The organism is Streptomyces sp. R44, assembly GCF_041053105.1.
In the GTDB taxonomy this organism is placed as follows: domain Bacteria; phylum Actinomycetota; class Actinomycetes; order Streptomycetales; family Streptomycetaceae; genus Streptomyces.
Window position 1 is genome coordinate 7,426,817 of the sequence record NZ_CP163444.1, and the last position, 21,560, is coordinate 7,448,376.

At 71.5% G+C, this 21,560-nt stretch carries 17 protein-coding genes; 11 read left to right on the forward strand and 6 right to left on the reverse strand.

The window, feature by feature from the left end:
• The first annotated feature begins 32 nt into the window (after window positions 1-32).
• The 6 genes from AB5J54_RS34550 to AB5J54_RS34575 all read left to right on the forward strand — a co-directional run bounded on the left by AB5J54_RS34550 (window position 33) and on the right by AB5J54_RS34575 (window position 6,554).
• Window positions 33-2,309 carry a DPP IV N-terminal domain-containing protein gene (locus tag AB5J54_RS34550; protein WP_369147862.1) on the forward strand — a complete coding sequence of 759 codons (2,277 nt, stop codon included), beginning with the start codon at window positions 33-35 and terminating at the stop codon, window positions 2,307-2,309.
• Between the two features lie 289 nt (window positions 2,310-2,598).
• On the forward strand, window positions 2,599-3,195 hold the full coding sequence (locus tag AB5J54_RS34555) for a dihydrofolate reductase family protein (RefSeq protein WP_369147863.1): 597 nt from the start codon (window positions 2,599-2,601) through the stop codon (window positions 3,193-3,195).
• Window positions 3,196-3,460: 265 nt separating this feature from the next.
• Entirely contained in the window at window positions 3,461-3,865 is a 405-nt protein-coding gene (locus tag AB5J54_RS34560; RefSeq protein ID WP_369147864.1) for an SAV_915 family protein, read from the forward strand.
• A gap of 75 nt (window positions 3,866-3,940) precedes the next feature.
• Window positions 3,941-5,224: a diaminopimelate decarboxylase gene (gene lysA, locus AB5J54_RS34565; RefSeq protein WP_369149553.1), complete on the forward strand. Its 1,284-nt coding sequence runs from the start codon at window positions 3,941-3,943 to the stop codon at window positions 5,222-5,224.
• Between the two features lie 102 nt (window positions 5,225-5,326).
• Window positions 5,327-5,989: a class I SAM-dependent methyltransferase gene (locus AB5J54_RS34570; RefSeq protein ID WP_369147865.1), complete on the forward strand. Its 663-nt coding sequence runs from the start codon at window positions 5,327-5,329 to the stop codon at window positions 5,987-5,989.
• A gap of 205 nt (window positions 5,990-6,194) precedes the next feature.
• Window positions 6,195-6,554 (forward strand): SAV_915 family protein, encoded by a 360-nt coding sequence (locus AB5J54_RS34575; RefSeq protein WP_369147866.1) that lies wholly within the window; start codon window positions 6,195-6,197, stop codon window positions 6,552-6,554.
• A gap of 131 nt (window positions 6,555-6,685) precedes the next feature.
• Here AB5J54_RS34575 and AB5J54_RS34580 read toward each other — a convergent pair whose 3' ends face one another.
• Window positions 6,686-8,641, reverse strand: coding sequence for an amino acid transporter (locus AB5J54_RS34580; RefSeq protein WP_369147867.1), 1,956 nt, complete (start codon window positions 8,639-8,641; stop codon window positions 6,686-6,688).
• Window positions 8,642-8,888: 247 nt separating this feature from the next.
• Window positions 8,889-9,071, reverse strand: coding sequence for a hypothetical protein (locus AB5J54_RS34585; RefSeq protein WP_369147868.1), 183 nt, complete (start codon window positions 9,069-9,071; stop codon window positions 8,889-8,891).
• A 180-nt stretch (window positions 9,072-9,251) separates the two neighbouring features.
• Here AB5J54_RS34585 and AB5J54_RS34590 point away from each other — a divergent pair, with 180 nt between their 5' ends.
• The gene (locus tag AB5J54_RS34590) at window positions 9,252-11,090 is read left to right on the forward strand and encodes an APC family permease (protein ID WP_369147869.1); all 1,839 of its coding nucleotides are present in this window, start codon (window positions 9,252-9,254) and stop codon (window positions 11,088-11,090) included.
• Between the two features lie 111 nt (window positions 11,091-11,201).
• Window positions 11,202-11,960 carry a DUF4118 domain-containing protein gene (locus tag AB5J54_RS34595; protein WP_369147870.1) on the forward strand — a complete coding sequence of 253 codons (759 nt, stop codon included), beginning with the start codon at window positions 11,202-11,204 and terminating at the stop codon, window positions 11,958-11,960.
• On the opposite strand, the gene AB5J54_RS34600 is transcribed toward AB5J54_RS34595, so the two are convergent.
• From AB5J54_RS34600 to kdpB, 4 genes are all read right to left on the reverse strand, one after another.
• The gene (locus AB5J54_RS34600) at window positions 11,938-12,474 is read right to left on the reverse strand and encodes a hypothetical protein (RefSeq protein ID WP_369147871.1); all 537 of its coding nucleotides are present in this window, start codon (window positions 12,472-12,474) and stop codon (window positions 11,938-11,940) included. The genes AB5J54_RS34595 and AB5J54_RS34600 overlap by 23 nt on opposite strands.
• A 64-nt stretch (window positions 12,475-12,538) precedes the next feature.
• Window positions 12,539-13,318 (reverse strand): GNAT family N-acetyltransferase, encoded by a 780-nt coding sequence (locus tag AB5J54_RS34605; RefSeq protein ID WP_369147872.1) that lies wholly within the window; start codon window positions 13,316-13,318, stop codon window positions 12,539-12,541.
• A 154-nt stretch (window positions 13,319-13,472) separates the two neighbouring features.
• Window positions 13,473-14,279: an SDR family NAD(P)-dependent oxidoreductase gene (locus AB5J54_RS34610; protein WP_369147874.1), complete on the reverse strand. Its 807-nt coding sequence runs from the start codon at window positions 14,277-14,279 to the stop codon at window positions 13,473-13,475.
• Window positions 14,280-14,536: 257 nt separating this feature from the next.
• A complete protein-coding gene (gene kdpB, locus AB5J54_RS34615; protein WP_369147875.1) occupies window positions 14,537-16,708 on the reverse strand; it encodes a potassium-transporting ATPase subunit KdpB in 2,172 nt (723 codons plus the stop codon).
• A gap of 638 nt (window positions 16,709-17,346) precedes the next feature.
• Between kdpB and AB5J54_RS34620 the strand changes: the two genes are divergently transcribed.
• From AB5J54_RS34620 to AB5J54_RS34630, 3 genes are all read left to right on the forward strand, one after another.
• Complete coding sequence (locus AB5J54_RS34620) at window positions 17,347-18,762, forward strand: hypothetical protein (protein ID WP_369147877.1); 1,416 nt, start codon at window positions 17,347-17,349, stop codon at window positions 18,760-18,762.
• Between the two features lie 163 nt (window positions 18,763-18,925).
• Window positions 18,926-19,015, forward strand: a complete 90-nt coding sequence (kdpF, locus tag AB5J54_RS34625; protein WP_369147878.1) for a K(+)-transporting ATPase subunit F — start codon at window positions 18,926-18,928, stop codon at window positions 19,013-19,015.
• A 2-nt stretch (window positions 19,016-19,017) separates the two neighbouring features.
• On the forward strand, window positions 19,018-21,528 hold the full coding sequence (locus AB5J54_RS34630; RefSeq protein WP_369149554.1) for an ATP-binding protein: 2,511 nt from the start codon (window positions 19,018-19,020) through the stop codon (window positions 21,526-21,528).
• Window positions 21,529-21,560 lie beyond the last annotated feature (32 nt).

Consider the following 21,560-nt stretch of genomic DNA (forward strand, 5'->3'; position numbering starts at 1 on the left):
GCACACCCCAACCGACGAGAAGGAACCGAAGAATGAGCACCACTCAGAACTACGAGGCCGCCGAGCAGCTCCTGCGCCGGCCCGCCCGACCCGGTGAACTCGTCGTCGGCGACAAGGTCAGGCCGCAGTGGATCGACGGCGGCGCCCGCTTCTGGTACGCGGTGAGCAACGGCGCCGGCAAGCGGTTCGTGCTGGTCGACCCGGCGGCCGGCACCCGTGAGCCGGCCTTCGACCACGCCCGGCTCGCCGCCGCCCTCGCCGCCGCCTCCGGCCATCAGCCCGACCCCGAGTTCCTTCCCACCACGGCGATGGAACTGACAGAGAACACCGTCGAGTTCGACGCGTTCGGCGAGTACTGGCGCTGCCACCTGGACGACTACACCTGCGAGCGCGCCGAGTTCACGCCGCCGGGCAACCCCCTCGAAGTCCCGTCACCCGACCACAAGACCGCGGTGTCCCGGCGGGGCCACGACCTGTGGGCGCGCTCGCTGTCCGACGGCCGCGACTGGGCGCTGACCGACGACGGTGCGCCCGGCCACCCGTACGGCACCGGCCCGGACTGCACGGCGAACGGCACCCTGCTCCGGAAGATCGGCCTGCCGTACATGCCGCCCGCGGTGGCCTGGTCGCCCGACTCGACGAAGGTGCTGACGCACCGCACCGACGAGCGCGCCGTCCGGGAGACCCACCTGGTGGAGGCCAGACCCGCCGACGGTGGGGCCCCGGTGCTGCACACCCAGCGGTACGCCTACCCCGGGGACGAGCACCTGCCGCTGGCCGAACTGGTCGTACTGGACGTCGCCGCGGGCACGGTGGTCCGCGCACAGGCCGATCCGCTGCTCATGCCGCAGCTGTCTCCGATCATGACCAAGTGGGCCTGGTGGGCTCCGGACGGCTCCGCGGTGTACTACCTCGGCCGGCCCCGCGACCTGCGCACACTCACCCTGTACCGGCTGGACCCGGTCACCGGCGGGGTCACCGCCGTGCTCAGCGAGACCGGAACCACCCGCGTGGAGCCCAACCAGTTCGGGTACGAGCCGCCGATCGTGCGGGTCCTCGCCGGCGAGGTCCTCTGGTACTCCCAGCGGGACGGCTGGGGCCACCTGTACCGGTACGACCTGCGGACCGGCGCCCTGCTCGGACAGGTCACCTCCGGCCAGTGGGCGGTACGGCAGATCCTGCGCGTCGACGAGGCCGAGCGGGTCGTGTACTTCACCGCCTCCGGGCTGGTCGAGGAGGACCCGTACCGGCGCACGGTCTGCCGCGTCGCCCTCGACGGCTCCGGCTTCGCCAGGCTCACGGACGACGACCTGGACCACACGGTCACCTTCCCCGACCACCAGCAGTACTTCATCGACTCCGCGTCCACCGTCGACATCCCGCCGGTGACGACGGTCCGCGACCTGACCGGACGGGTCCTGGTGGAGCTGGAGCGCGCCGACATCGGCAAGCTCACCGCCACCGGCTGGACGGCGCCGGAACGGTTCCGCGTGAAGGCCGCCGACGGGGTGACGGACCTCTACGGCGTGCTGTACCGGCCACGCGGCTTCGACCCCGCCCACCGCTATCCCGTGGTGGACAACGTCTACCCCGGCCCGCAGGTCAACCGGGTCGCCCCCTGCTTCGACCCCGGCGGGATGGGCCTCGACGCCGAACCCCTCGCGGCGCTCGGCTTCGTGGTGGTGGCACTGGACGGACGCGGCACCCCGGGCCGGGACAAGGCCTTCCACGACGCCTCCTACGGCCGCCTCGCCGACGCGGGCGGCCTGGCCGACCACGTCGCGGCGCTGTCTCAACTGGCCGCGACCCGGCCCTGGATGGACCTGGACCGCGTCGGTGTGTTCGGCCACTCCGGCGGCGGGTTCGCCGCGGCCCGCGCGATGCTGGACTTCCCCGAGACGTACAAGGCGGGCGTCGCGCTCTCCGGCTCGCACGAGACCCGGCACTTCAACGCCGGCTTCGTCGAGACCTACGACGGCTCCGACAACTCCGAGGCCTGGGTCCGCACTTCCAACGTGGACCTCGCCGATCGGCTGGCGGGCAAGCTGCTCCTCGTCCACGGCGAGATGGACGACCAGGTCCACCCGGACCACACCCTGCGCCTGGCCGACCGCCTCGTCGCCGCGGACAAGGACTTCGAACTGCTCGTCGTCCCGGGCGCCGAGCACACGTTCATCGACCACCTGGCCTACGTCCGGAAGCGCTGCTGGGACTTCCTGGTACGCGAACTGACGGGCACACAGCCGTCCGCCCACCGGCCCGCCCCCATCGCCATCAGCCCCGAGACGCTCGCCGAGCTGTTCGCCTGAGCACGCCACCCGCACGAGCGTTCACGTTCAGGTCATTGCAATGGATCGACGATGGCCCTTGCGTTCAGCGGCAGGACGATTGCAATGATTTCCCTCAACTGACCTGCATGAACAGGAGGATTGAGTGATCCATCGGTTGCTGGGCCCCTGAACGCAACATAGCTTTCTCCCGTCGCGAACGAACGGCAGGGATTCCAGCGGCAGGGAGTCCGACGCGAGCCTTCAGGCCGTCGACACCGCCGCGGCCCACCCCATCTGAACCCAACGGATCAGGAAGCGAGACATCCCCATGCGCATTGCGATCGGCGAATTCATCAGCTTGGACGGCGTTGTTCAGGCCCCGGGGCACCCGGACGAGGACACCGACGGCGGGTTCGCCCACGGTGGCTGGACCCACCCGTTCTTCGACCCGGAGGTGATGGGCGGCGCCCTGGCCGAGTGGCAGACCAGCACCGAGGCCCTGCTGTTCGGACGCCGCACCTGGCAGACCATGGCCGCGGCGTGGCCGGGCCGGGCCGGCGACCCGTTCGCCGACCACATGAACAGCGTCACCAAGTACGTCGTGTCCAGCACCCTCGGCGAGGACGAGCTGACGTGGAACAACACCACGCGCATCCCCGGCGACCAGGCCCTGGACCAGATCAAGAAGCTGCGCGAGGCGGAAGGCCGTGACCTGGTCGTCATGGGCAGCGCGTCCCTCACGCGAACCCTGCTGGCCGAGGGGCTGGTCGACGAGCTCCGTCTCATGATCCTGCCGGTGCTCCTGGGCGGCGGTAAGACGATCTACCCGACCGACGGCCACCTCCGCACGTTCGACCTGGTCTCCACGGTCGTCAGCGGCACCGGAGTGCACGTGTGCACCTACCGGCCGAAGGCCGAGGTGTAGTCGGCGGACGTACGAGCCGATGCCGACCGGGCGGGCGACGTTCCGGGAGGTGATCCGGCCTCGGTCGAGGCCGGATCGCATCGTCCCGTGCCCGGCCTTCGTCAGGAGCGCGTTACGGGTCCGGGGAAAGGCGTCAAGCCCGCGTCAGTGACGTGCCCGGAGCCCGTCCCGGCGGGCATAGCTTCCTCTCGGAGCACGCACGGCCGAACGGCCGGGCGACACCGCATCACCTGCTCCGTCTCCGACGTCTCCGAGAGGCACTGCCATGTCTGAAGTCGAGCACTCCGAGGACCCCGAGCCTTCCGAACGCGTCCCGGCCGGACCCCTCCTCGTCCCCGTCCGGTCGGGCCCCGCGGGCTGCAGCGCCCGCCTTTTCCGTACCCCCCTGGGCGGCCGGACGGCCGTCGGTTTCACCTCCGCGGCCGGACTCGCCGCCACGCTCGGCCCGGACCACGCCTGCGTGAGGCTCTCCGAGCCCGCACTGCGTGCCCTCGTGGCACCGCTGGGTGTCACCGCCCTCACCGTCGACCCGCAGTTCGCCGCCCCCGGCGTCACGAAGACCCCGCGCGACGACAGCTCCTGGCGGACCTGGGACCCACGACACGTGGGCGTCCTGCGCGTGGCGGGTGCCGCCGCCGTCATCTCCCGCATCAATCTCTTGATCGGCTGAGGAGACGTCGTGTCCCCGTCCCTTTCGTCACCCCAGGCGCCGTCACCCGCGCCTCACGGAACCGGCGAACCGTCGATCTGGCCGCGTTCCACCCGCCCCGAGCACAGCGGGGACGTCACCGTCGCCGGTGTGTCGCTGGCCGAGACCGCGGGCCGGTTCGGCACCCCCGTCTACGTACTCGACGAGGACGAGGTCCGGGAGCGCTGCCGTACGTACCGCACGGCCTTCCCGGAGAGCGACGTCGTCTACGCCGCGAAGGCGTTCCTGTGCCGGGCCATGGCCCACTGGGTGCGGGAGGAAGGCCTGGGCCTCGACGTGTGCTCGGCGGGCGAGCTGATGCTCGCCGTCACCACCGGCTTCCCGCCCGAGAAGATCGTCCTGCACGGCAACGCCAAGAGCCCCGAGGACCTCGACACGGCGATGCGGCTCGGCGTCGGGCGGATCGTCCTCGACAGCGCCTCGGAGATCGCGCGCCTCGCCGCGATCGTGCCGCACGGCTCGCGCCAACGGGTCATGCTGCGCGTCGTCCCCGGCATCGCGGCCGGCGGCCACGCCAAGGTGCGGACCGGTACGGAGGACCAGAAGTTCGGGCTGTCCATCACCGACGGCTCCGCGCAGCACGCGGTCGCCCGGGTGCTCGACCAGCCCCGCCTGGAACTCGTCGGACTGCACTGCCACATCGGCTCGCAGATCACCACCGTCAAGCCCTACGTCGCCGCCGTACGCCGCATGGTCGGCCTGATGGCACGGGTCAGGGAACAGCACGGCGTGGCGCTGCCCCAGCTGAACATCGGCGGTGGCCACGGCATCGCCTACCGGCCCGGCGAGGAGAGCCTGGACGTGCATCAGCTCGCGGCACGCGTCCGGGCCGAACTGCGGGACGGCTGCGCCAAGGTGAAGCTGCCCGTACCCCGGCTCACGATCGAGCCGGGCCGTGCGGTCGTCGGACCCGCGGGCGTCTGCGTCTACCGGGTGCTCGCCGTCAAACGCACCGGAGCGCACACCTTCGTCGCCGTCGACGGCGGCATGAGCGACAACCCCCGGCCCGCGCTGTACGGCGTCCGCTACGCACCCCGACTGATCGGCCGGCGCTCCACGGCGGAGCCCCGCCTCGTCACCGTCGTCGGCCGCCACTGCGAGGCCGGCGACATCCTGGCGGACGAGGTTCCCCTCCCTGAGGACGTCCACCCCGGAGACCTCCTGGCCGTCCCCGTGACCGGCGCTTACCACCTGTCCATGGCTTCGGGCTACAACCTGGTCGGCCGCCCGCCCGTCGTCGCCGTGAAGGACGGCACCGCGCGCACGCTGGTACGCCGGGAGTCGCTCGACGACATGAACCGCCGCGACGTCGGCCTCTGACGCTCCCTCGTCTCGTCCGCCCAGCCTGAACATGCCGCTGCCGCCGACCGGGCAGCGCCATGTCTAGGCTGGGCGGGGGAGCACAGCGGGAAAGGGAGCACCGTGGCGGACGAGCGCGAGCAGGTCCAGGCCCAGCAGCGGCACTGGGAGGACACGTACGCCGCCCACCCAGGCATGTACGGCGAGGAGCCGTCCGACCCCGCGATCCACGCCGCCCGCGTGTTCAGGACGGCGGGGGCCCAGGACGTGCTGGAGCTGGGGGCCGGGCACGGCCGGGACGCGCTGTTCTTCGCCCGTGAGGGCTTCACGGTGCGGGCGACGGACTTCAGCCACGTCGGTCTCGAGCAGCTGCGGGACGGCGCCCGCTCCCGGGGCGTCGACGCGCGGGTGACCACCACGGTGCACGACGTCCGCGAGGCCCTGCCGCTGCCGGACGCGTCGGTGGACGCGGTCTACGCGCACATGCTGCTGTGCATGGCGCTGTCGACGAAGGAGATCCAGGCCCTGGTCGGCGAGGTCCGCCGTGTCCTGAGGCCCGGCGGGGTGTTCGTCTACACCGTGCGGCACACGGGCGATGCCCACTACGGAGCGGGCACGGCGCACGGCGACGACATCTTCGAGCACGGCGGGTTCGCCGTCCACTTCTTCGGCCGCGAGCTCGTCGACGCCCTCGCCGTCGGCTGGACCCTGGACGAGCTCCACGCCTTCGAGGAGGGCGCACTGCCCCGCCGCCTGTGGCGCGTCACCCAGACCCTGCCCCGGTGACCGAGCTGCCCGCGCCATCGGTGGACGCCACCCGTCGACGGCGCGGGCCGTCAGGGAAGAGCATGAAGACGACTGGTGGTCGTCAGGATCCCGTCAGGGGCGGGCAGGACGTATGGGGACGCGGGCATAGCTTCGATGCCGTGCCGGATCGCGCTCACGGATCCGGCGGACATCTGTCCGATCGAGGTTCCTCAAGGAGCGCCCCATGTGCCTCTTCCAGTACGAAGACGACGACCCCGAGCCCGAGGAACCCGACCCGGCCGGGCCCCTGTACGTCCCGGGCCGGCCGGGGACACGAACGGTGGCGGTCCGGGTCTTCCGTACCCCGCTGGGCAGTCGTACCGCTGTCGGGTTCACCACCGTGGAGAGGCTGACCGCCACACTCGGCGCCGAGCAGCCCTGGATCCGGCTCTCGGAGTCGCTCCTGCGCGCGCTGGCCGAGCCGCTCGCCGTGGAGCTCCTGACCGTCGACCCGACGCTCACCGCCCCCGCGGTCACGAGCCCGTCGGCCTCCGCCCAGGCATCGCGAAAGAGGCCGGCCGGACGCGTGGCCCGGACTACCTGACCCGTGCTGCGCACCGCGCCCCGCGCGTTCCGCGACTGCGGAACCCGCGGGGCGCGGTCATGGCCCACCCGTGCGACCGGACGAGGACACGGCGACTGCAGGATCTGTGGGCTCTCGGGCAGCCTCGGGTATCAGCCGACGTGGACGCGGGGGCGCCGCTCCCGGTCGGGCTCCGCCTCGCGGAGGATCTCACGGGTGGTGGGCGCGACCTCGCCACGGCCGAGGAGGAAGAAGCGGAAGAAGTTGGCGAAGGGGTTGCCCTCGGTCCACTCGAAGTAGATGTGCGGGCGGACGCCGGTGAGGTCCCGTGCGTGGAGCAGGAGCGCCGCGAGGGCGTTGGGGACGGAGGAGCTCTCCACGGTCAGGACCCGGAAGCGGTCGTGCAGGACTTCGCCCTTCACCGTCAGGCCGGCTTCGAATTCGGAGGGGTCGGTCACCGTCACCTCGACGAAGACGAAGTCCTCCGTGCCGGGGATGTCGTTGTCCGCGCGGATCTGGTCCTTCTTCGCCCGGTACTCGTCGGCGTCCCGGTTGTCCGGCTCGTTGGCGATGAAGCGCGGGGTGCGGCGGGAGATGTCCTGGATGAAGCGCTCGGCCATCTCGTCGAGATCGATGTGGGTGACCCGCAGCTCGAAGGCGCGGCCGAGCCGGGAGAGGAGGGAGATGAGGATGATGCCGGCGATGAAACAGGCACCGATCTTCACGCCGTCGGGACGCTCGATGACGTTGACGACGGTGGTGTACAGGAAGACCACCGAGATCACGCCGAAGCCGATGGTCCAGCCGCGCTGGCCCGCCTTGCGGGCCGCGATGGTCACCGCGATGGCCGCCGACGAGATCAGGACGAGCACACCCGTCGCGTAGGCGCCGCCCTGGGCGTCGACGTCGGCGTCGAAGATCCAGGTCACCAGGAAGGCGACCAGGGTGAAGACGATCACCATGGGGCGCACGGCGCGGGCCCAGTGGGGTGCCATGCCGTACTTGGGCAGATAGCGCGGCATCAGGTTCAGCAGGCCGGCCATGGCGGAGGCGCCCGCGAACCAGAGGATCGCGATGGTGGAGATGTCGTAGATGGTGCCGAAGGTGTTGCCGAGGTACTCGTGGGCCAGATAGGCGAGGGCACGGCCGTTGGCCTGGCCGCCGGACTCGAACTCCTTCTCGGGGATGAGGACCGTGGTGATGAAGCTGGTGCAGATCAGGAAGACGCTCATGATCAGCGCGGCCGTGGTCAGCAGCTTCTTCGTGTCCCGGATGCGGCCCGTGGGCTTCTCCTCGGTGTCGCCCGGGTCGCCCTGGACGTGCGGCATGACGGCGACGCCGGTCTCGAAGCCGGACAGGCCGAGCGCGAGCTTCGGGAAGACCAGCAGGGCGACGCCGACCATGGCGAAGACGTTTCCGTGCTCGGCGGTCAGGGCCGCGGTCCAGTCGGTGACGACATGGCCCTCGGTGATCACGTGCCACAGGCCGTTGACCACGACGACCGCGTTCAGGGCGAGGTAGACCCCGACCAGGGCGACCGCGACGCCGATGGCCTCCAGGAAGCCCTTGAGGAACACCGCGCCGAGCAGTGCGACGAGGATCATGGTGATCAGCACCTGCTTGTCGTGCAGCGCCGATTCCAGATGCGGGTTCTCCACCAGGTGGGTGGAGGCGTCGGCCGCCGACAGGGTGATGGTGATCAGGAAGTCGGTCGCGGCGAAGCCGAGCAGGGTCAGGACGAAGAGCTTGCCCTTCCAGAAGGACAGCAGGCGCGACAGCATCGCGATCGAACCCTCGCCGCGCGGGCTCTCCTCCGCCACCCGCCGGTAGACGGGCAGGGCGCCCGCCAGGGTGACGATCACCAGGACGATCGTGGCGACGGGCGAGAGCAGCCCGGCGGCCAGAGCCGCGATGCCGGGCTGGTAGCCGAGGGTGGAGAAGTAGTCGACACCGGTCAGGCACATCACCCGCCACCAGCGCTGCCCCTGGTGCCCGGCGTCCGCGGCCGGTTCCTTGGGGCGCGAGGGCTTGCCCTTCCCCATGTCGGAGAGGCCCTCCAGCATCCACGCGCGCAATCGTCCGGTGCGCGCGTCCGGTGTGGTGGCCATGAGGTACTCCCGAGCTGGGCTGGATGAGGGGTATCCGTCCATACGTGCGGACGGCCGGGCCAGCGTAAGCAACGCGTCAACGACTGATCGGAGCGGGCGCGTCAGGAAAGCGTCAAGATGCACCGGGCGGGCTCATCTCCGGCACTCACCGACCGAGGGTGTCGGCGCTGTGTGAGACCGGAGGATCGGCACGTCTGCCCGAGGAGACCGCGCACAAGTGCGAGACGACAGGGCGTCGACGGCGATCTCAGGGACGGTAGACGAGTTCGATCAGGATGGCCGCGACGAGGAGCCAGGCTCCTGCGCCGAGCACCCACACGACGTCCTGGACGACTCCGAGGACGCAGACGGGCAGAGCCGCGGCGGCGAGCGACAGCGAGATGCGTCGCATGCGGATCTCGGCGGGTGTCCGCGAGCTGTTCCGGACCATGACACGACCGTAGCCCGATGCGTCCCCACCGGATGCTCGATGACCGGCGGTTCCCGAGCACTCGTGTCAAAAACGTGTGAAGAGAGGCGCACCCGGCGCAAAGAACGCGCCAGGAAGTGCCCGAACCACGTCAGGCGGGGGACACCCTGAGCGGACCTGAGTACGAAGGAGACCACCCGCATGTCCGCTCTGACCACCGAGAACGGGGCCGCGCCCGTCGCTGAGGAGCCCCCGGATACCGGTGCGCGCCACAAGCTGACCGCCGTCACCGGGCTCGCCGCGCTGTCGCTCGACGCGATGGCTTCGGTGGCGTACGGCCCCGAGGCCATCGTCCTCGTCCTCGCGGCGGCCGGCGGCTACGGCCTCGGGTTCACCCTGCCCGTCACGCTGGCCATCGCGGGCCTCCTCGGCGTGCTCGTGGCCTCGTACCGGCAGGTCATCGCGGCGTTCCCGGACGGTGGTGGGTCGTACGCGGTCGCCAAGACGCACCTGGGCTGCCGGACGAGCCTCGTGGCCGCCGGCTCCCTGGTCCTGGACTACGTGCTGAACGTGGCCGTGGCCGTGACGGCCGGTGTCGCCGCCCTCACCTCCGCCTTCCCCGAGCTGTACGGGGACCGGCTGGCGATCTGCCTCGGCGTCCTCGTCCTGATCACCGCCGTGAATCTGCGAGGGATCGTCGACTCGGCGCGCGCGTTCATCCTCCCGACTGCCGTCTTCATCGGCGCGATCCTGGTGCTGATCGTCGTGGGCCTGTTCCGCGACGCGCCCGTCTCCACGGCTGCCTCGGACGGCCACGCCTCCGTCCTCGCCGACAACGCCACCACCGTCGGCACCCTGCTGCTGCTCAAGGCGTTCGCCTCTGGCTGCTCGGCGCTCACCGGCGTGGAGGCGATAGCGAACGCGGTGCCGTCCTTCCGCGCCCCCGCCGCCCGACGCGCCATGCGCGCCGAGATCGCGCTCGGCGCGCTGCTCGGCGTGATGCTGATCGGCCTGTCCGTACTGATCTCCCGCTTCGGCCTCCAGCCGGTCGAAGGGGTCACCGTCCTCGCCCAGCTCGCCGACGCCTCCCTCGGCCACAACTGGGCCTTCTACGTCATCCAGTTCGCCACCATGGTGCTGCTGGCCCTGTCCGCGAACACCTCCTTCGGCGGACTGCCCGTCCTGCTGAAACTCCTCGCCCGCGACAACTACCTGCCGCACGTCTTCGGCCTCAAGGCCGACCGGCAGGTCCACCGCCACGGCGTCGTCTGGCTGGCGGTCGTCTCCGCCGCCCTCCTCGTCTTCTCCGGCGGCGACACCAACACCCTCGTCCCGCTCTTCGCGATCGGCGTCTTCGTCGGCTTCACCATCGCCCAGACCGGCATGGTGCTGCACTGGCGCCAGGAGAGAGGACCCAAGTGGGCGGCAAAGGCCCTGCTCAACGGTCTCGGCGCGGTCCTCACGGGCGTGTCGGCGGTGGTCGTCACCGCCACCAAGTTCCACGACGGGGCCTGGCTGATCGTCATCGCGCTGCCCCTGCTCGTCGCCCTCTTCGAGGCCGTCCACCGCGCGTACGGGAAGATCGGTGAGCGTCTCGGCGTCGGCCGGATCCCGGAGGCCCCGCACCGTGAGCGCTCCCTCGTTCTGGTCCCCGTCTCCTCCCTGACCCGCGTCACCAGCGAGGCGCTGACCGCGGCCGTCTCCCTCGGCGACGAGGTCCGCGCCCTCACCGTCTGCCACCCGGACCCCGAGGACCTGGCGGCCACCGAGGCCCTCGAACGGGACTGGGCCCTGTGGAACCCCGGTGTTCCTCTCGTACGGCTCCCCTCCGAGCGCCGCTCCCTCGGCCGGCCCATCACCGCCTACGTACGCGACCTGCGGGCGGCCGAACCGGGGACCCGGGTCACCGTCCTCATCCCGGAGGCCGAACCCGAGCGCCTGTGGCAGCGGGCCCTGCAGAACCAGCGGGGCGCGGTCGTCGCCCACGCCGTCCGCCGCGACACGAACGCCGTCGTCTGCCGGCTCCGCTTCCGCTGCTGACCCTCGTCAGGGATCCGTCAAAGACTCCTCCGCCCGGTGCCATCCACGCCGCACCGGGCGGAGGCTTGAGGTGTCGGGGGCAGTGGGGGACTGGATCTTGCGAGGTGGATCATGAGGATTCCGCTTCGGGACACGGCCGCTGTCGCCGCCGGAGCCCTGGCGCCGTTCGCCACGGCTCTCGTGCTGATGCCGCTGCGGACCTCCGTCACGCACACCAATCTCGCGCTGCTGCTCGTCGTCGTGGTCGTCGCCGTGTCGGCCTTCGGCAACCGGTTCGCCGGCGCGCTCGCCGCCCTTTCCGCGGCCGCCTGGTTCGACTTCTTCCACACCGAGCCGTACCAGAGCTTCCACATCCGGGACCGGGCCGACATCGAGACCGCCGTCCTGCTTCTGGTCGTCGGTCTGATCGTGTCCCAACTGGCCGTGCGCGGACGGACGATGCGGCGGGTCGCGGTCATGGACGCCATGCATCTGGAGAGGTTGCACGGCACCACCCGTCTGGCCCGATCCGGCACCTCGTCCTCCGACGATGTCGTCCGACGGGTGCGGGAGGAGCTCATCGAGGCCCTCGAGCTGCGAGGGTGCCGTTTCGAGTACGGCGCGCTCATCGGGCGTCCGCCACGGCTCGACCCGGACGGGACGGTGAGGGTGGACGGCTGGATCTGGGACCTGGAGCGGCAGGGCTGGCCGGACGGCGAGATCGAACTGCGCGCCATCGCCCACGGCCGGTACCAGGGCCGCTTCCTGCTGACCCCCGAACCCGGCTCCGTACCACCGCCTCTTGAGGCGCGCCTGGTCGCCGCAGACCTCGCGGCGCAGGCCGCCGCCGCGCTGGACGACGATGCGGTCAGTGCAGGCCCGAGATCCTGAAGACGGAGTGGGCGGTGTCCCGTTCGACACGGTCCTTGAGCCGGTCGAGGTCCCGTACACCGTCCTTGAGGGTGCCGTTCTCGTAGGAGGCCCTCGCGTCGGCTTCCCAAAGCAGCCAGAGAGCCGGATTGGCGAGGAGAATGCGTACGTCGATCTGGGTCCGGCCGCCCTCCATGTCGGTCATGACGAGACGCTGCTCGATCCCGTCAGGCCAGCTGATGGTCGTGAGCCGGTCGGTGCGTACGACCGTCCGGGTCCACAGGGTCCGGACGGTCAGGCTGCCCGGTGCCGCGGTGACCCTGGCGGGCAGCAGGATTACGAAGAGCGCGACGGCCAGCGCGATCCACAACAGCGCGCTCGACAGGGTCAGGCCGTCGTCCCCGGCGTCCACGCTCAGTGACACGGTCAGCAGGAGGCCGGCGCAGCCGAAGGCGGCCCAGGCCTCGCCGGCCCACGCGCCGTCGTGAACGGTACGGCCGACTGGCTCCGACCGAGGGGCGAATCGTGACTCCATGGCACGGACGCTAGAACCATGACCGGCCCCGGCCGGTCTCCGCCGCTCCGTCTTGACGGGGTACTTATGCGGCCTCCGCCGACCTTGACGCGCCGCTGACGGGACCGGCGATGTGATGGACGTATTCGCGGGTGAGGCGGAAGCCGGCGGTCCAGGCGAGGAGGCGGCTCGGACGGTTGTCGCGGGAACAGCTCCAGCTGGCGCGGTGGCTGCGGGCCGCGATGTCGGTCGTAAGGCCGGTGACGCAGGCGAGGGCCAGGTGCTGCCGGCGTTCGTCCGGAGCGGTGGCGCAGGCGACGTCTTCGTACCGGCTGCCGAGGAAGCGTGTGGAGGCGACGGCGAGCACGCGGCCGCGGCGGAACGCGGCCCAGGCCGCACCGGAGGCGGCGAGGGCGGCGGGGCCGTCCCAGGTGCCGTGGATCCAGGCCATGGAGGGATCGAGCGCCGAGAGCGCCGGGGCGTCCTCAGGGGCGAGCCTGCGGACGGTCACGCCACGGGGGACACGGGGTGTGACGGCCTCCGCCCGGTGGACGTAGAGCATCCGCTCCCACGGGACCAGTTGCTCGAAGGCGGCGCCGAGGGCGGGGAGGAAGCGGTCCGCCGCCTCGATGCAGTGCCCGGCGAGCGCGGCCAGCTCCCCGGGGGCCACGGCGGTGGGATCGCCGGCGAGGAGGGCGTGGTCGCCGCAGGAGACCGCCACCACGCGCGGCCGGTCGGCCCGGTCGGTCCACCACTGTCCGTGTCCGGTGGCGAGCACGTGCTCGGCGAGAGCCGCGGTGCCGGGAGCGGCGGAGGGGAACGCCCGGGCGGAGGCGGGAGGCTGATGGGACGGGTGCGGGATCACAGGAGCTCCTGGTACGGAACGGGGAAGGGGGCGGCCCGGGTGCGGGCCGCCCCCCGGGGGGTTCAGCGGGCGCCGGCCCTGCGGCCGTGGTTCGCCTTCTTCTTGCGGCGGTCCTTCTTCTTGCGGGCGCGCTTGGACATGTCCCGGATCCCTCTCAGGCGTTCTGGCCGACGAGGAGGTCGGCGAGCTTGGCGAGGCGCTTGACGGTGCGGGCCTCGGAGGCGGCGGGCGCGGGGGCGACGCGCTGGTCGCGGTCGTAGTAGGCGCCGTTGACGATCTCGACGGCCGGGTCGCAGAGCCGTACGACATGGGCCGCGCCCTCGGCCGGTGACACGCCCTCGTGGGCGTAGAGGGGGAGGAGGCTGGTGGTGCAGATGCCGGGGTGGACGGAGACGGCGGTGACGCGTGGGTCCGCGGCGAAGACGGTCAGGGCCAGCTGGGACTGTGCGTAGGCGGCGAGGCGCGAGTAGCGGCGCACCCGGTTGGGGTCGTTCCACTGGATGGAGCCCGTGCGGTGCAGGGAGGAGGAGACGTTCACGACCCGCCCGCCCGCGCCGCCGGTGAGCGCCGGCTCCAGAAGGTGCGTGAGCAGGTAGTGGGCGAGGAAGTTGACCTGGAACGCGATCTCGTTGCCGTCGACCGTGACGGTGTGGCGCTCGGGCGCGGCCAGGCCCGCGTTGTTGACGAGGATGTCGAGGCGCGGGTGCTCGGCCAGGACCCGGGCCGCGAGGTGCTCGACCTCCTCCAGGCGGGTGAAGTCCGCGCCGAGCGGGCAGAGCCGGGACCCGTCGACGTCGGCGAGGGTCACGAGCCGGTCGGTGGCGGCGTGGGCCTCCTCGGCGGTGCGGCCGTGGACGAGCACCGTGGCGCCGCGCTCGGCGAGCAGCCGCGCGGTCTGGTAGCCGATGCCGGAGGTGGATCCGGTGACGAGAACGGTGCGTCCGGGCAGGGAAGAAGACATGGTTCGTCCAGGGGTAGGTGAGGTGGTGGTACGAGAAAGGGGGCGCCGGACCGGTATGGTCACGGCGCCCCGAGGACTGCGGAGCGGTCGTCAGCGCGAGGCGGACGGCTCCGGACAGCGGGGCGTGCGACACGGCGACGCCTGATGAGGCGGCCGGTCGAGCAGGGGCCACGCGCTGTTCATGACGTCCATCGAACCCCTGCCGCAGTCCCCGTGCAAGAAGAACGGTATTTCCCTTACGTCCTCCTGACGAAGGCTCACCCCAGGCCGGGAACGGTGGACACGAGCAGGTCGATGACCTTGATGCCGAGGAAGGGCAGCACGAGTCCACCGAGGCCGTACACCAGCAGATTGCGCCTCAGTAGGTCGTGCGCGGAGGCCGGCCGGTAGCGGACCCCGCGCAACGCCAGCGGGATGAGCGCCACGATGATCAGGGCGTTGAAGATGATGGCCGAGGTGATGGCCGAGGTCGGGCTGTGCAGCCCCATGATGTTCAGCGCTTCCAGCCCCGGGTACGCGCCCGTGAACATCGCCGGGATGATCGCGAAGTACTTCGCCACGTCGTTCGTGATCGAGAAGGTCGTCAACGCGCCCCGTGTGATGAGGAGTTGCTTGCCGATCTCGACGATCTCGATGAGCTTGGTCGGGTTGGAGTCGAGGTCGACCATGTTGCCGGCCTCCTTCGCGGCCGACGTGCCCGTGTTCATCGCGACACCGACGTCGGCCTGCGCCAGGGCAGGGGCGTCGTTCGTGCCGTCACCGGTCATCGCGACCAGCTTCCCGCCCTCCTGCTCCTTCCTGATGAGGGCGAGCTTGTCCTCGGGCGTGGCTTCGGCGAGGAAGTCGTCGACCCCGGCCTCATGCGCGATCGCCCTGGCGGTGAGCGGGTTGTCGCCGGTGATCATCACCGTACGGATGCCCATGCGGCGCAGCTCCGCGAACCGCTCCTTGATGCCGTCCTTGACGACGTCCTTGAGGTGGACGATGCCGAGGACGCGGGGGCCGTCCCAGTCGTTGACGGCGACCAGGAGCGGGGTGCCGCCGGCCGCCGAGATCTGGTCGCTCCAGGCGCGCGCCTCGCCCGGCACCGTACCCCCGTACATCTCGACCCACGCGATGACCTGCGCCGTCGCGCCCTTGCGGATGTGGCAGACGGCCCCGTTGTCCCAGCGCAGGTCGATGCCGCTCATCCGGGTCTGTGCGCTGAACTCGACGAACCGGGCGTTCGCCAACTCGCCTTCGGCCGGGGCCCGCAGTCCGTACCGCTCCTTCGCGAGCACCACCACCGACCGGCCCTCGGGTGTCTCGTCGGCGAGCGAGGCCAGCTGCGCGGCGTTCGCGAGCTGGGCCTCCTCGATCCCCGGCAGCGGGATGAAGTCGGCGGCTTCACGGTTGCCGAGGGTGATGGTGCCGGTCTTGTCGAGGAGGAGCGTGGTGATGTCGCCCGCGGCCTCGACCGCGCGTCCCGACATGGCGAGGACGTTGCGCTGGACGAGCCGGTCCATGCCGGCGATGCCGATCGCCGAGAGCAGCGCACCGATGGTCGTCGGGATCAGTGTCACGAGCAGGGCGACGAGGACGGTGGTGGAGGGGGCGGCTCCGGCATAGGTGGCCATGGGCTGGATCGCGACGACGACCAGGACGAAGACGACGGTGAGCGCCGCGAGCAGGATGTTCAGCGCGATCTCGCTCGGTGTCTTCTGCCGGGAGGCGCCCTCGACCAAGGCGATCATCCGGTCCATGAAGGAATGGCCCGGGCGGGACGTGACCCGTACGACGATCCGGTCCGACAGCACCGTCGTCCCGCCCGTCACTCCGGTCCGGTCGCCGCCCGACTCGCGGACGACCGGGGCGGATTCGCCGGTGACGGCGGACTCGTCGACCGCCGCGACCCCGTCGACGACGTCGCCGTCGGCCGGGATCAGCTCGCCCGCCTCGACGAGCACGAAGTCGAACAGCCGGAGGTCGGTCGCGGCGACGGCCTCCGTCTCGGCCCGGTCGAGGTCCATGCCGTAGCGCCAGTGCCTCAGCCGCAGCGCCACCGTGTCCGTACGCGCCTTGCGCAGGGACTCGGCCTGCGCCTTGCCGCGGCCCTCCGCGACGGCCTCGGCGAGGTTGGCGAAGATCACCGTCAGCCACAGCCAGACGCTGATCACCCAGGTGAACACGGATGGGTCGAACACCGCCGACAGGGTCGTGAGCACCGAACCGACCCCGACGACGAACAGCACCGGATTGCGCACCAGGGCCCGTGGATGCAGCTTGCGCACCGCTTCCGGGAAGCACTTCACGAGCTGTACGGGGTCGAGCAGCTCACTCCGTTCGGAGCGCCGTCGCTTCGGCGCGGGGGCCGGGAAGCGGGGCGGCGCCTGCGGGGCGGACGGCGTCGGGGGAGTGGAGGGCGCCCGGTGGGGCGCGCGGGATTGCATCGCGGGAGACCTTCTGGATGAGCCCGGCCCCGCCCGATCGGCGCCGGCCGGGAGAGCACGGCAGGGCCGTCCTCGTCCGCGTCCCGTGGGTGCACAGGGGTTCCCGGCAGGGGGGGATCCCCGGCGCCCACAGGACGGCTGCGGACGGACAGCGACGCTCGTGGTGCGGGGGCACGGCAGCCGGATGGGAGGGGGTGCCGTGCCCCCGCGGTCCGGGGACGATCAGGCCACTGACGTCCGCGGCCCGGTGAGCGACCGAGAAGAAAACTAGGCCACCCTGCGAGGCGCGAGCATCATCGGAACGCCCGAATTGACGGCCCCCTGACGGACGTTGGCCCCGGCCGTCAAGGGCCCGTCAATTCGGAAGGCAGCAGCGTCAGGGCCGCGTCAACGCCGTCGGACCGTGGCCGAAACGAACCCCAGACTCCTCACCACGGGGGATCGGACAACCGTCCGAGGTGTGAGGGTGGGAGGGAAGCGTGGTTACCACTGCCGGTAGCGCGCACGGTCCGGAAACGACGGCCCGGAGCGTCACCACCACACCCAGGGCGGCTGTACGAGGGGTGGGCCGCCCCGGTCCGCGACCACGAGGGGGTCGCGGACCGGGCGGGCCATCCGCGGGCGACATCGTCCGGCGCGTGACCCGACGCCCGCACGCGTGGCGGCGCCGCGCCTGGGACACGCTCCCCGCCCGGCTGCGCCTGCTGCGTACGGCCATCCTGCTGCTCGCGACAGCCTGGATCGCGCTCGTGATCACGGCCGGGGTCGCCGCCTCCGACACCTGGGGCGCCGTCACCGGCCACCACGCGCCGCGCACTGTGAGCGCCGCCGGTCTCAACCTCGCCCTCAACGACATGGACGCCCAGGCCGTCAACTCCCTCCTGGCGAACGGCGACGCGGGCAAGGGCCGGATGACCGTCCCGTACGACAAGGCCATCGAGCTGTACGACGAGGCGCGCGAGGCCGTCAGCCGCGATCTGCGGACCCTCGGCGTCGCGGCGGAGGGCGATGCCGGGGCCGAGCAGACCGTCGAACGCGTCACCGCCGACTTCGCCCGGTACCAGGAGTTCATCGGACGCGCCCTGGAGAACGACACCCGCACCGGCGGCAAAGCGGAGGCCGTCGAGAACTACCGCACGGCCAACGACCTCCTCACTCAGCGGCTCCTGCCCGAGGCCCGCAGCCTCGTCGACGGCACCAACCGCCAGTTCGAGGACGCCTACGCCACCGAACGCTCCGACCTCGGCACACAGGCGGCCCTGCTCGTGGGCCTGGGCGTCATCCTGCTCGCCGTCCTCGTCGTGCTCCAGTGGCACCTCGCCCGCCGCTTCCACCGCATCCTCAGCCCTGGCCTGCTCGCCGCCACCGCCTGCGCCCTCCTCGCCGTCCTCCTCGGCACCCAGGCGCTCACCATCACCTCCGAGGACCTGAGGATCGCCCGCCACGACGCCTTCGACTCGGTCGTCGCGCTCTCCCGTGCCCGGGCCATCGCCTACGACGCCAACGCCGACGAGAGTCGCTACCTCCTCGACCGCGACCACCGCACCGCCCACGAGGCGGACTTCCTCGCCAAGTCGCAGAGCCTGTACGGGACGACGGGCGCCGACCTTCCCTCGTACGAGTCACGGCTGGCCGAGACCTGGGAGGCGTACCAGGTGAACCACGAGGACAAACGGTTCACTGGTGAGTTCCGGCGCGAGCTGGACAACATCACCTTCCCGGGGGAACGGGCAGCAGCCGAGCGGACCGTCGAGGCGTACACGGTGTACCAGCGGGACGACCGCACGGTCCGCTCCCTGGTCGCCGCCGGCAAGGAACGGGAGGCCGTCGCCTTCTGCATCAGCTGGGAGCCGGGGAAGTCCAACGCCCACTTCGGCGCGTGGATGAAGGCCCTCGACGAGGTCACGGCCGTGAACAGCCGTGCCTTCGACGCGGCGGCCGACGACGGCAGGGACGCGCTCACCGGACGCCTGCCCTGGGCGGTCGGAGGCCTGCTCGCGGCCGCGGCCCTGGCCGCTCTGGGCCTGCGTCCGCGTCTCGCCGAGTTCCGCTGACCGACTCCGCCGAGCGAGCGGCTCCGCGCTAGAGATCCGCCAAGACGCCGTCAGCATGCGACGGCACCCCGCAAGGGACCCGTCAAAGTGCTCGTACGCGCGCCGCGCACCGGGTTTCCTCACAAGAGACACCCGTAGGGACTCACCAGGGAGTGACGCGCTCATGAGCGTGGAGAACGTGGTCGGCCTGATCGTCGCCCTCAGCATCGTGGGCTATCTCGTGGCCGCACTGATCCGCCCGGAGAAGTTCTGAACCTGCCCGCACCGTCGAGGCCCGTCGACCCGGAGGTTCGTCCGGGGAGGCTCAAGGTCTTCGTCGGTGCCGCCACCGGGGTCGGCAAGACCTACCGCATGCTGGACGAGGGCCGGCGCAGAACCGCGCGCGGCGCCGACGTGGTCGTCGGCATCGCCGACTGCCGGCGCCGCCCGCACACCGAGGCGATGCTCGCCGGTCTGGAGCACCTGGAGCCGGCCCGAACCCCCGGCGCCGTCCGCGCCGGCCGCGTCCGCCCCGAGCTCGACCTCGACCGAGCCCTGCGACGCGGCCCCGCCCTGATCCTCGTCGACGACCTCGCCCACACCAACCCGCCGGGCCACCGCAACGCCCACCGCTGGCAGGACGTCGAGGAGCTGCTCGCCGCCGGCATCGACGTCGCGACCACGGTCAACGTCCAGCACCTGGAGTCGCTCAGCGACGTCGTCGAGAAGATCACCGGGGTGCCGCAGGACGAGACCGTGCCCGACGCGGTCGTCCGCCGCGCCGATCAGATCGAGCTCGTGGACATGGACCCGCAGGAGCTGCGGCGCCGGATGGCCCACGGCAACATCCACCCGCCCGAGGACGTCGACGCCGCCCTCGCCAGCTACTTCCGTACGGGCAACCTCATCGCGCTGCGGGAACTGGCCCTCCTGTGGGTGGCCGACCGGGTCGACGAGGCGCTGCACACGTACCGCTCCGAACGTGGCATCGGCCGCGTGTGGGAGATACGCGAGCGGATCGTCGTGGCCCTCACCGGCGGGCCCGAGGGCGACACCCTGATCCGGCGAGCGAGCCGCATCGCCGCCCGGACCGCCCAGGGCCGGCTCCTCGCCGTGCACGTCGTCCGCAGCGACGGCCTGGCGGCCGGTACCTCGTCCGCGGCCCTCGGCCGTCAGAGGCGGCTCGTCGAGAGCCTCGGCGGGACCTATCACACGGTCGTCGGGGACGACGTGCCCACGGCCCTGGTCGAGTTCGCCCGCGCCGAGAACGCCACCCAACTGGTCCTCGGCACCAGCCGTCGGGGTCGCCTCGAACGCTTCCTGACCGGCCGGGGCATCGGGGAGACGACCGTCGCACTCTCTGGTGACATCGACGTCCACGCGGTCACCCACGAACGGGCGGGACACGGCCGACTGCTCCCCTCACGCCGCCCCACACTGCCGGTCTCGCGCCGGATCGCCGGGCCGCTCGCAGGGCTCGTCCTGCCGGTCCTGCTCACCCTGGTCCTCGACCACACCAGGGGAGTGTTCAACCTGACCAGCGAGGCACTGCTCTTCCTCGCCACCGTGGTCGGCGTGGCCTGCATCGGCGGGGTCGTCTCGGCGCTCGTCGCCGCCGTCACCGCGTCGCTCCTGCTCAACTACTCGTTCATACCGCCCGTGGGTGCCTTCACCTTCGCCGACGCGGACAACATGCTCGCCCTCGCGGTGTTCGTCCTGGTCGCCGCCGTCATCGCCGGAGCCGTCGACCGTTCCCTACGCCTGTCCAGACGTGCGGCCCGGGCCACCGCCGAGGCCGAGACCCTCTCCTCACTCGCCGGGTCGGTGGTACGGGGCGACCACACGGTGCCTGACCTCCTCGCCCGTACGAGGGAGATCTTCGGCGCCGAATCTGCCGAACTAGTGCCCGCCGAACAGGCCACCGCCGCGCACGCGGGAGACCCAGCGGTCAGCCAAGTCGCGGTAGGCGACGGCCACTTCCTCGTCCTGCGCGGCCGGACCCTGCCCTCATCGGATCGCCGTGTCCTGGCCGCCTTCGCCGCCCACGTCACCGCGGCAGCCGAACACGCCCGGCTCGCCGAGGCTGCGGCGGAGGTGGAGCCCGTACGGGCCGCCAACCGGATGCGTACAGCCCTGCTCGCCGCCGTCAGCCACGATCTGCGCACCCCCCTCGCCGCCGGCTGGGCGGCTGTCGCCTCCCTGCGCAGCACCGACGTCGAGTTCACCCCGGACGAGCGAGACGAACTGCTCGCCGCCGCCGACGAGTCCATGGCTCGACTGGCCCGGCTCATCGACAACCTCCTCGACATGAGCCGCCTCCAGGCGGGCGCCCTGAAGCTCTCGCTCCGCCCCACAGCGCTGGAAGAGGTCTTGCCCGCTGCCCTCGACACCCTGCCTTCCGGCGCGACCCGACCCCTTCTGCATGGTTTCGAGCACGCTCCGCCGGTCTTCGCCGATCCACCCCTGCTCGAACGGGTGATCGCCAACCTGGTCGGAAACGCCAGCCGTTACGCCCCACCCGCCCACCCCGTCCTCCTCACCGTGAGCGCACTCGCCGGCCGGGTGGAACTCAGGGTCGTCGACCGCGGCCCCGGACTCCCGCCCAGCGACCGGGAGCGGGTCTTCGAGCCGTTCCAACGACTGGGCGACACCGACAACACCACAGGTGTCGGCCTCGGCCTGGCCTTGGCCCGCGGCCTCACCGAGGCGATGTCCGGCACGCTGACCCCGGAGGACACCCCGGGCGGCGGCCTGACCATGGTCGTCTCGCTGCCGTGCGCGGTGTGAGAAGGCGGTGAAGGAGGCTTCCCTGCGATCCT

Excerpts from the sequence above, each read along its gene's own strand:
- AB5J54_RS34550 (WP_369147862.1), top strand. The coding sequence starts at position 33 with ATGAGCACCACTCAGAACTACGAGGCCGCCGAGCAGCTCCTGCGCCGG.
- AB5J54_RS34555 (WP_369147863.1), top strand. The coding sequence starts at position 2,599 with ATGCGCATTGCGATCGGCGAATTCATCAGCTTGGACGGCGTTGTTCAG.
- AB5J54_RS34560 (WP_369147864.1), top strand. The coding sequence starts at position 3,461 with ATGTCTGAAGTCGAGCACTCCGAGGACCCCGAGCCTTCCGAACGCGTC.
- AB5J54_RS34575 (WP_369147866.1), top strand. The coding sequence starts at position 6,195 with ATGTGCCTCTTCCAGTACGAAGACGACGACCCCGAGCCCGAGGAACCC.
- AB5J54_RS34580 (WP_369147867.1), bottom strand. The coding sequence starts at position 8,641 with ATGGCCACCACACCGGACGCGCGCACCGGACGATTGCGCGCGTGGATG.
- AB5J54_RS34585 (WP_369147868.1), bottom strand. The coding sequence starts at position 9,071 with ATGGTCCGGAACAGCTCGCGGACACCCGCCGAGATCCGCATGCGACGC.
- AB5J54_RS34590 (WP_369147869.1), top strand. The coding sequence starts at position 9,252 with ATGTCCGCTCTGACCACCGAGAACGGGGCCGCGCCCGTCGCTGAGGAG.
- AB5J54_RS34595 (WP_369147870.1), top strand. The coding sequence starts at position 11,202 with ATGAGGATTCCGCTTCGGGACACGGCCGCTGTCGCCGCCGGAGCCCTG.
- AB5J54_RS34600 (WP_369147871.1), bottom strand. The coding sequence starts at position 12,474 with ATGGAGTCACGATTCGCCCCTCGGTCGGAGCCAGTCGGCCGTACCGTT.
- AB5J54_RS34610 (WP_369147874.1), bottom strand. The coding sequence starts at position 14,279 with ATGTCTTCTTCCCTGCCCGGACGCACCGTTCTCGTCACCGGATCCACC.
- kdpB (WP_369147875.1), bottom strand. The coding sequence starts at position 16,708 with ATGCAATCCCGCGCGCCCCACCGGGCGCCCTCCACTCCCCCGACGCCG.
- kdpF (WP_369147878.1), top strand. The coding sequence starts at position 18,926 with ATGAGCGTGGAGAACGTGGTCGGCCTGATCGTCGCCCTCAGCATCGTG.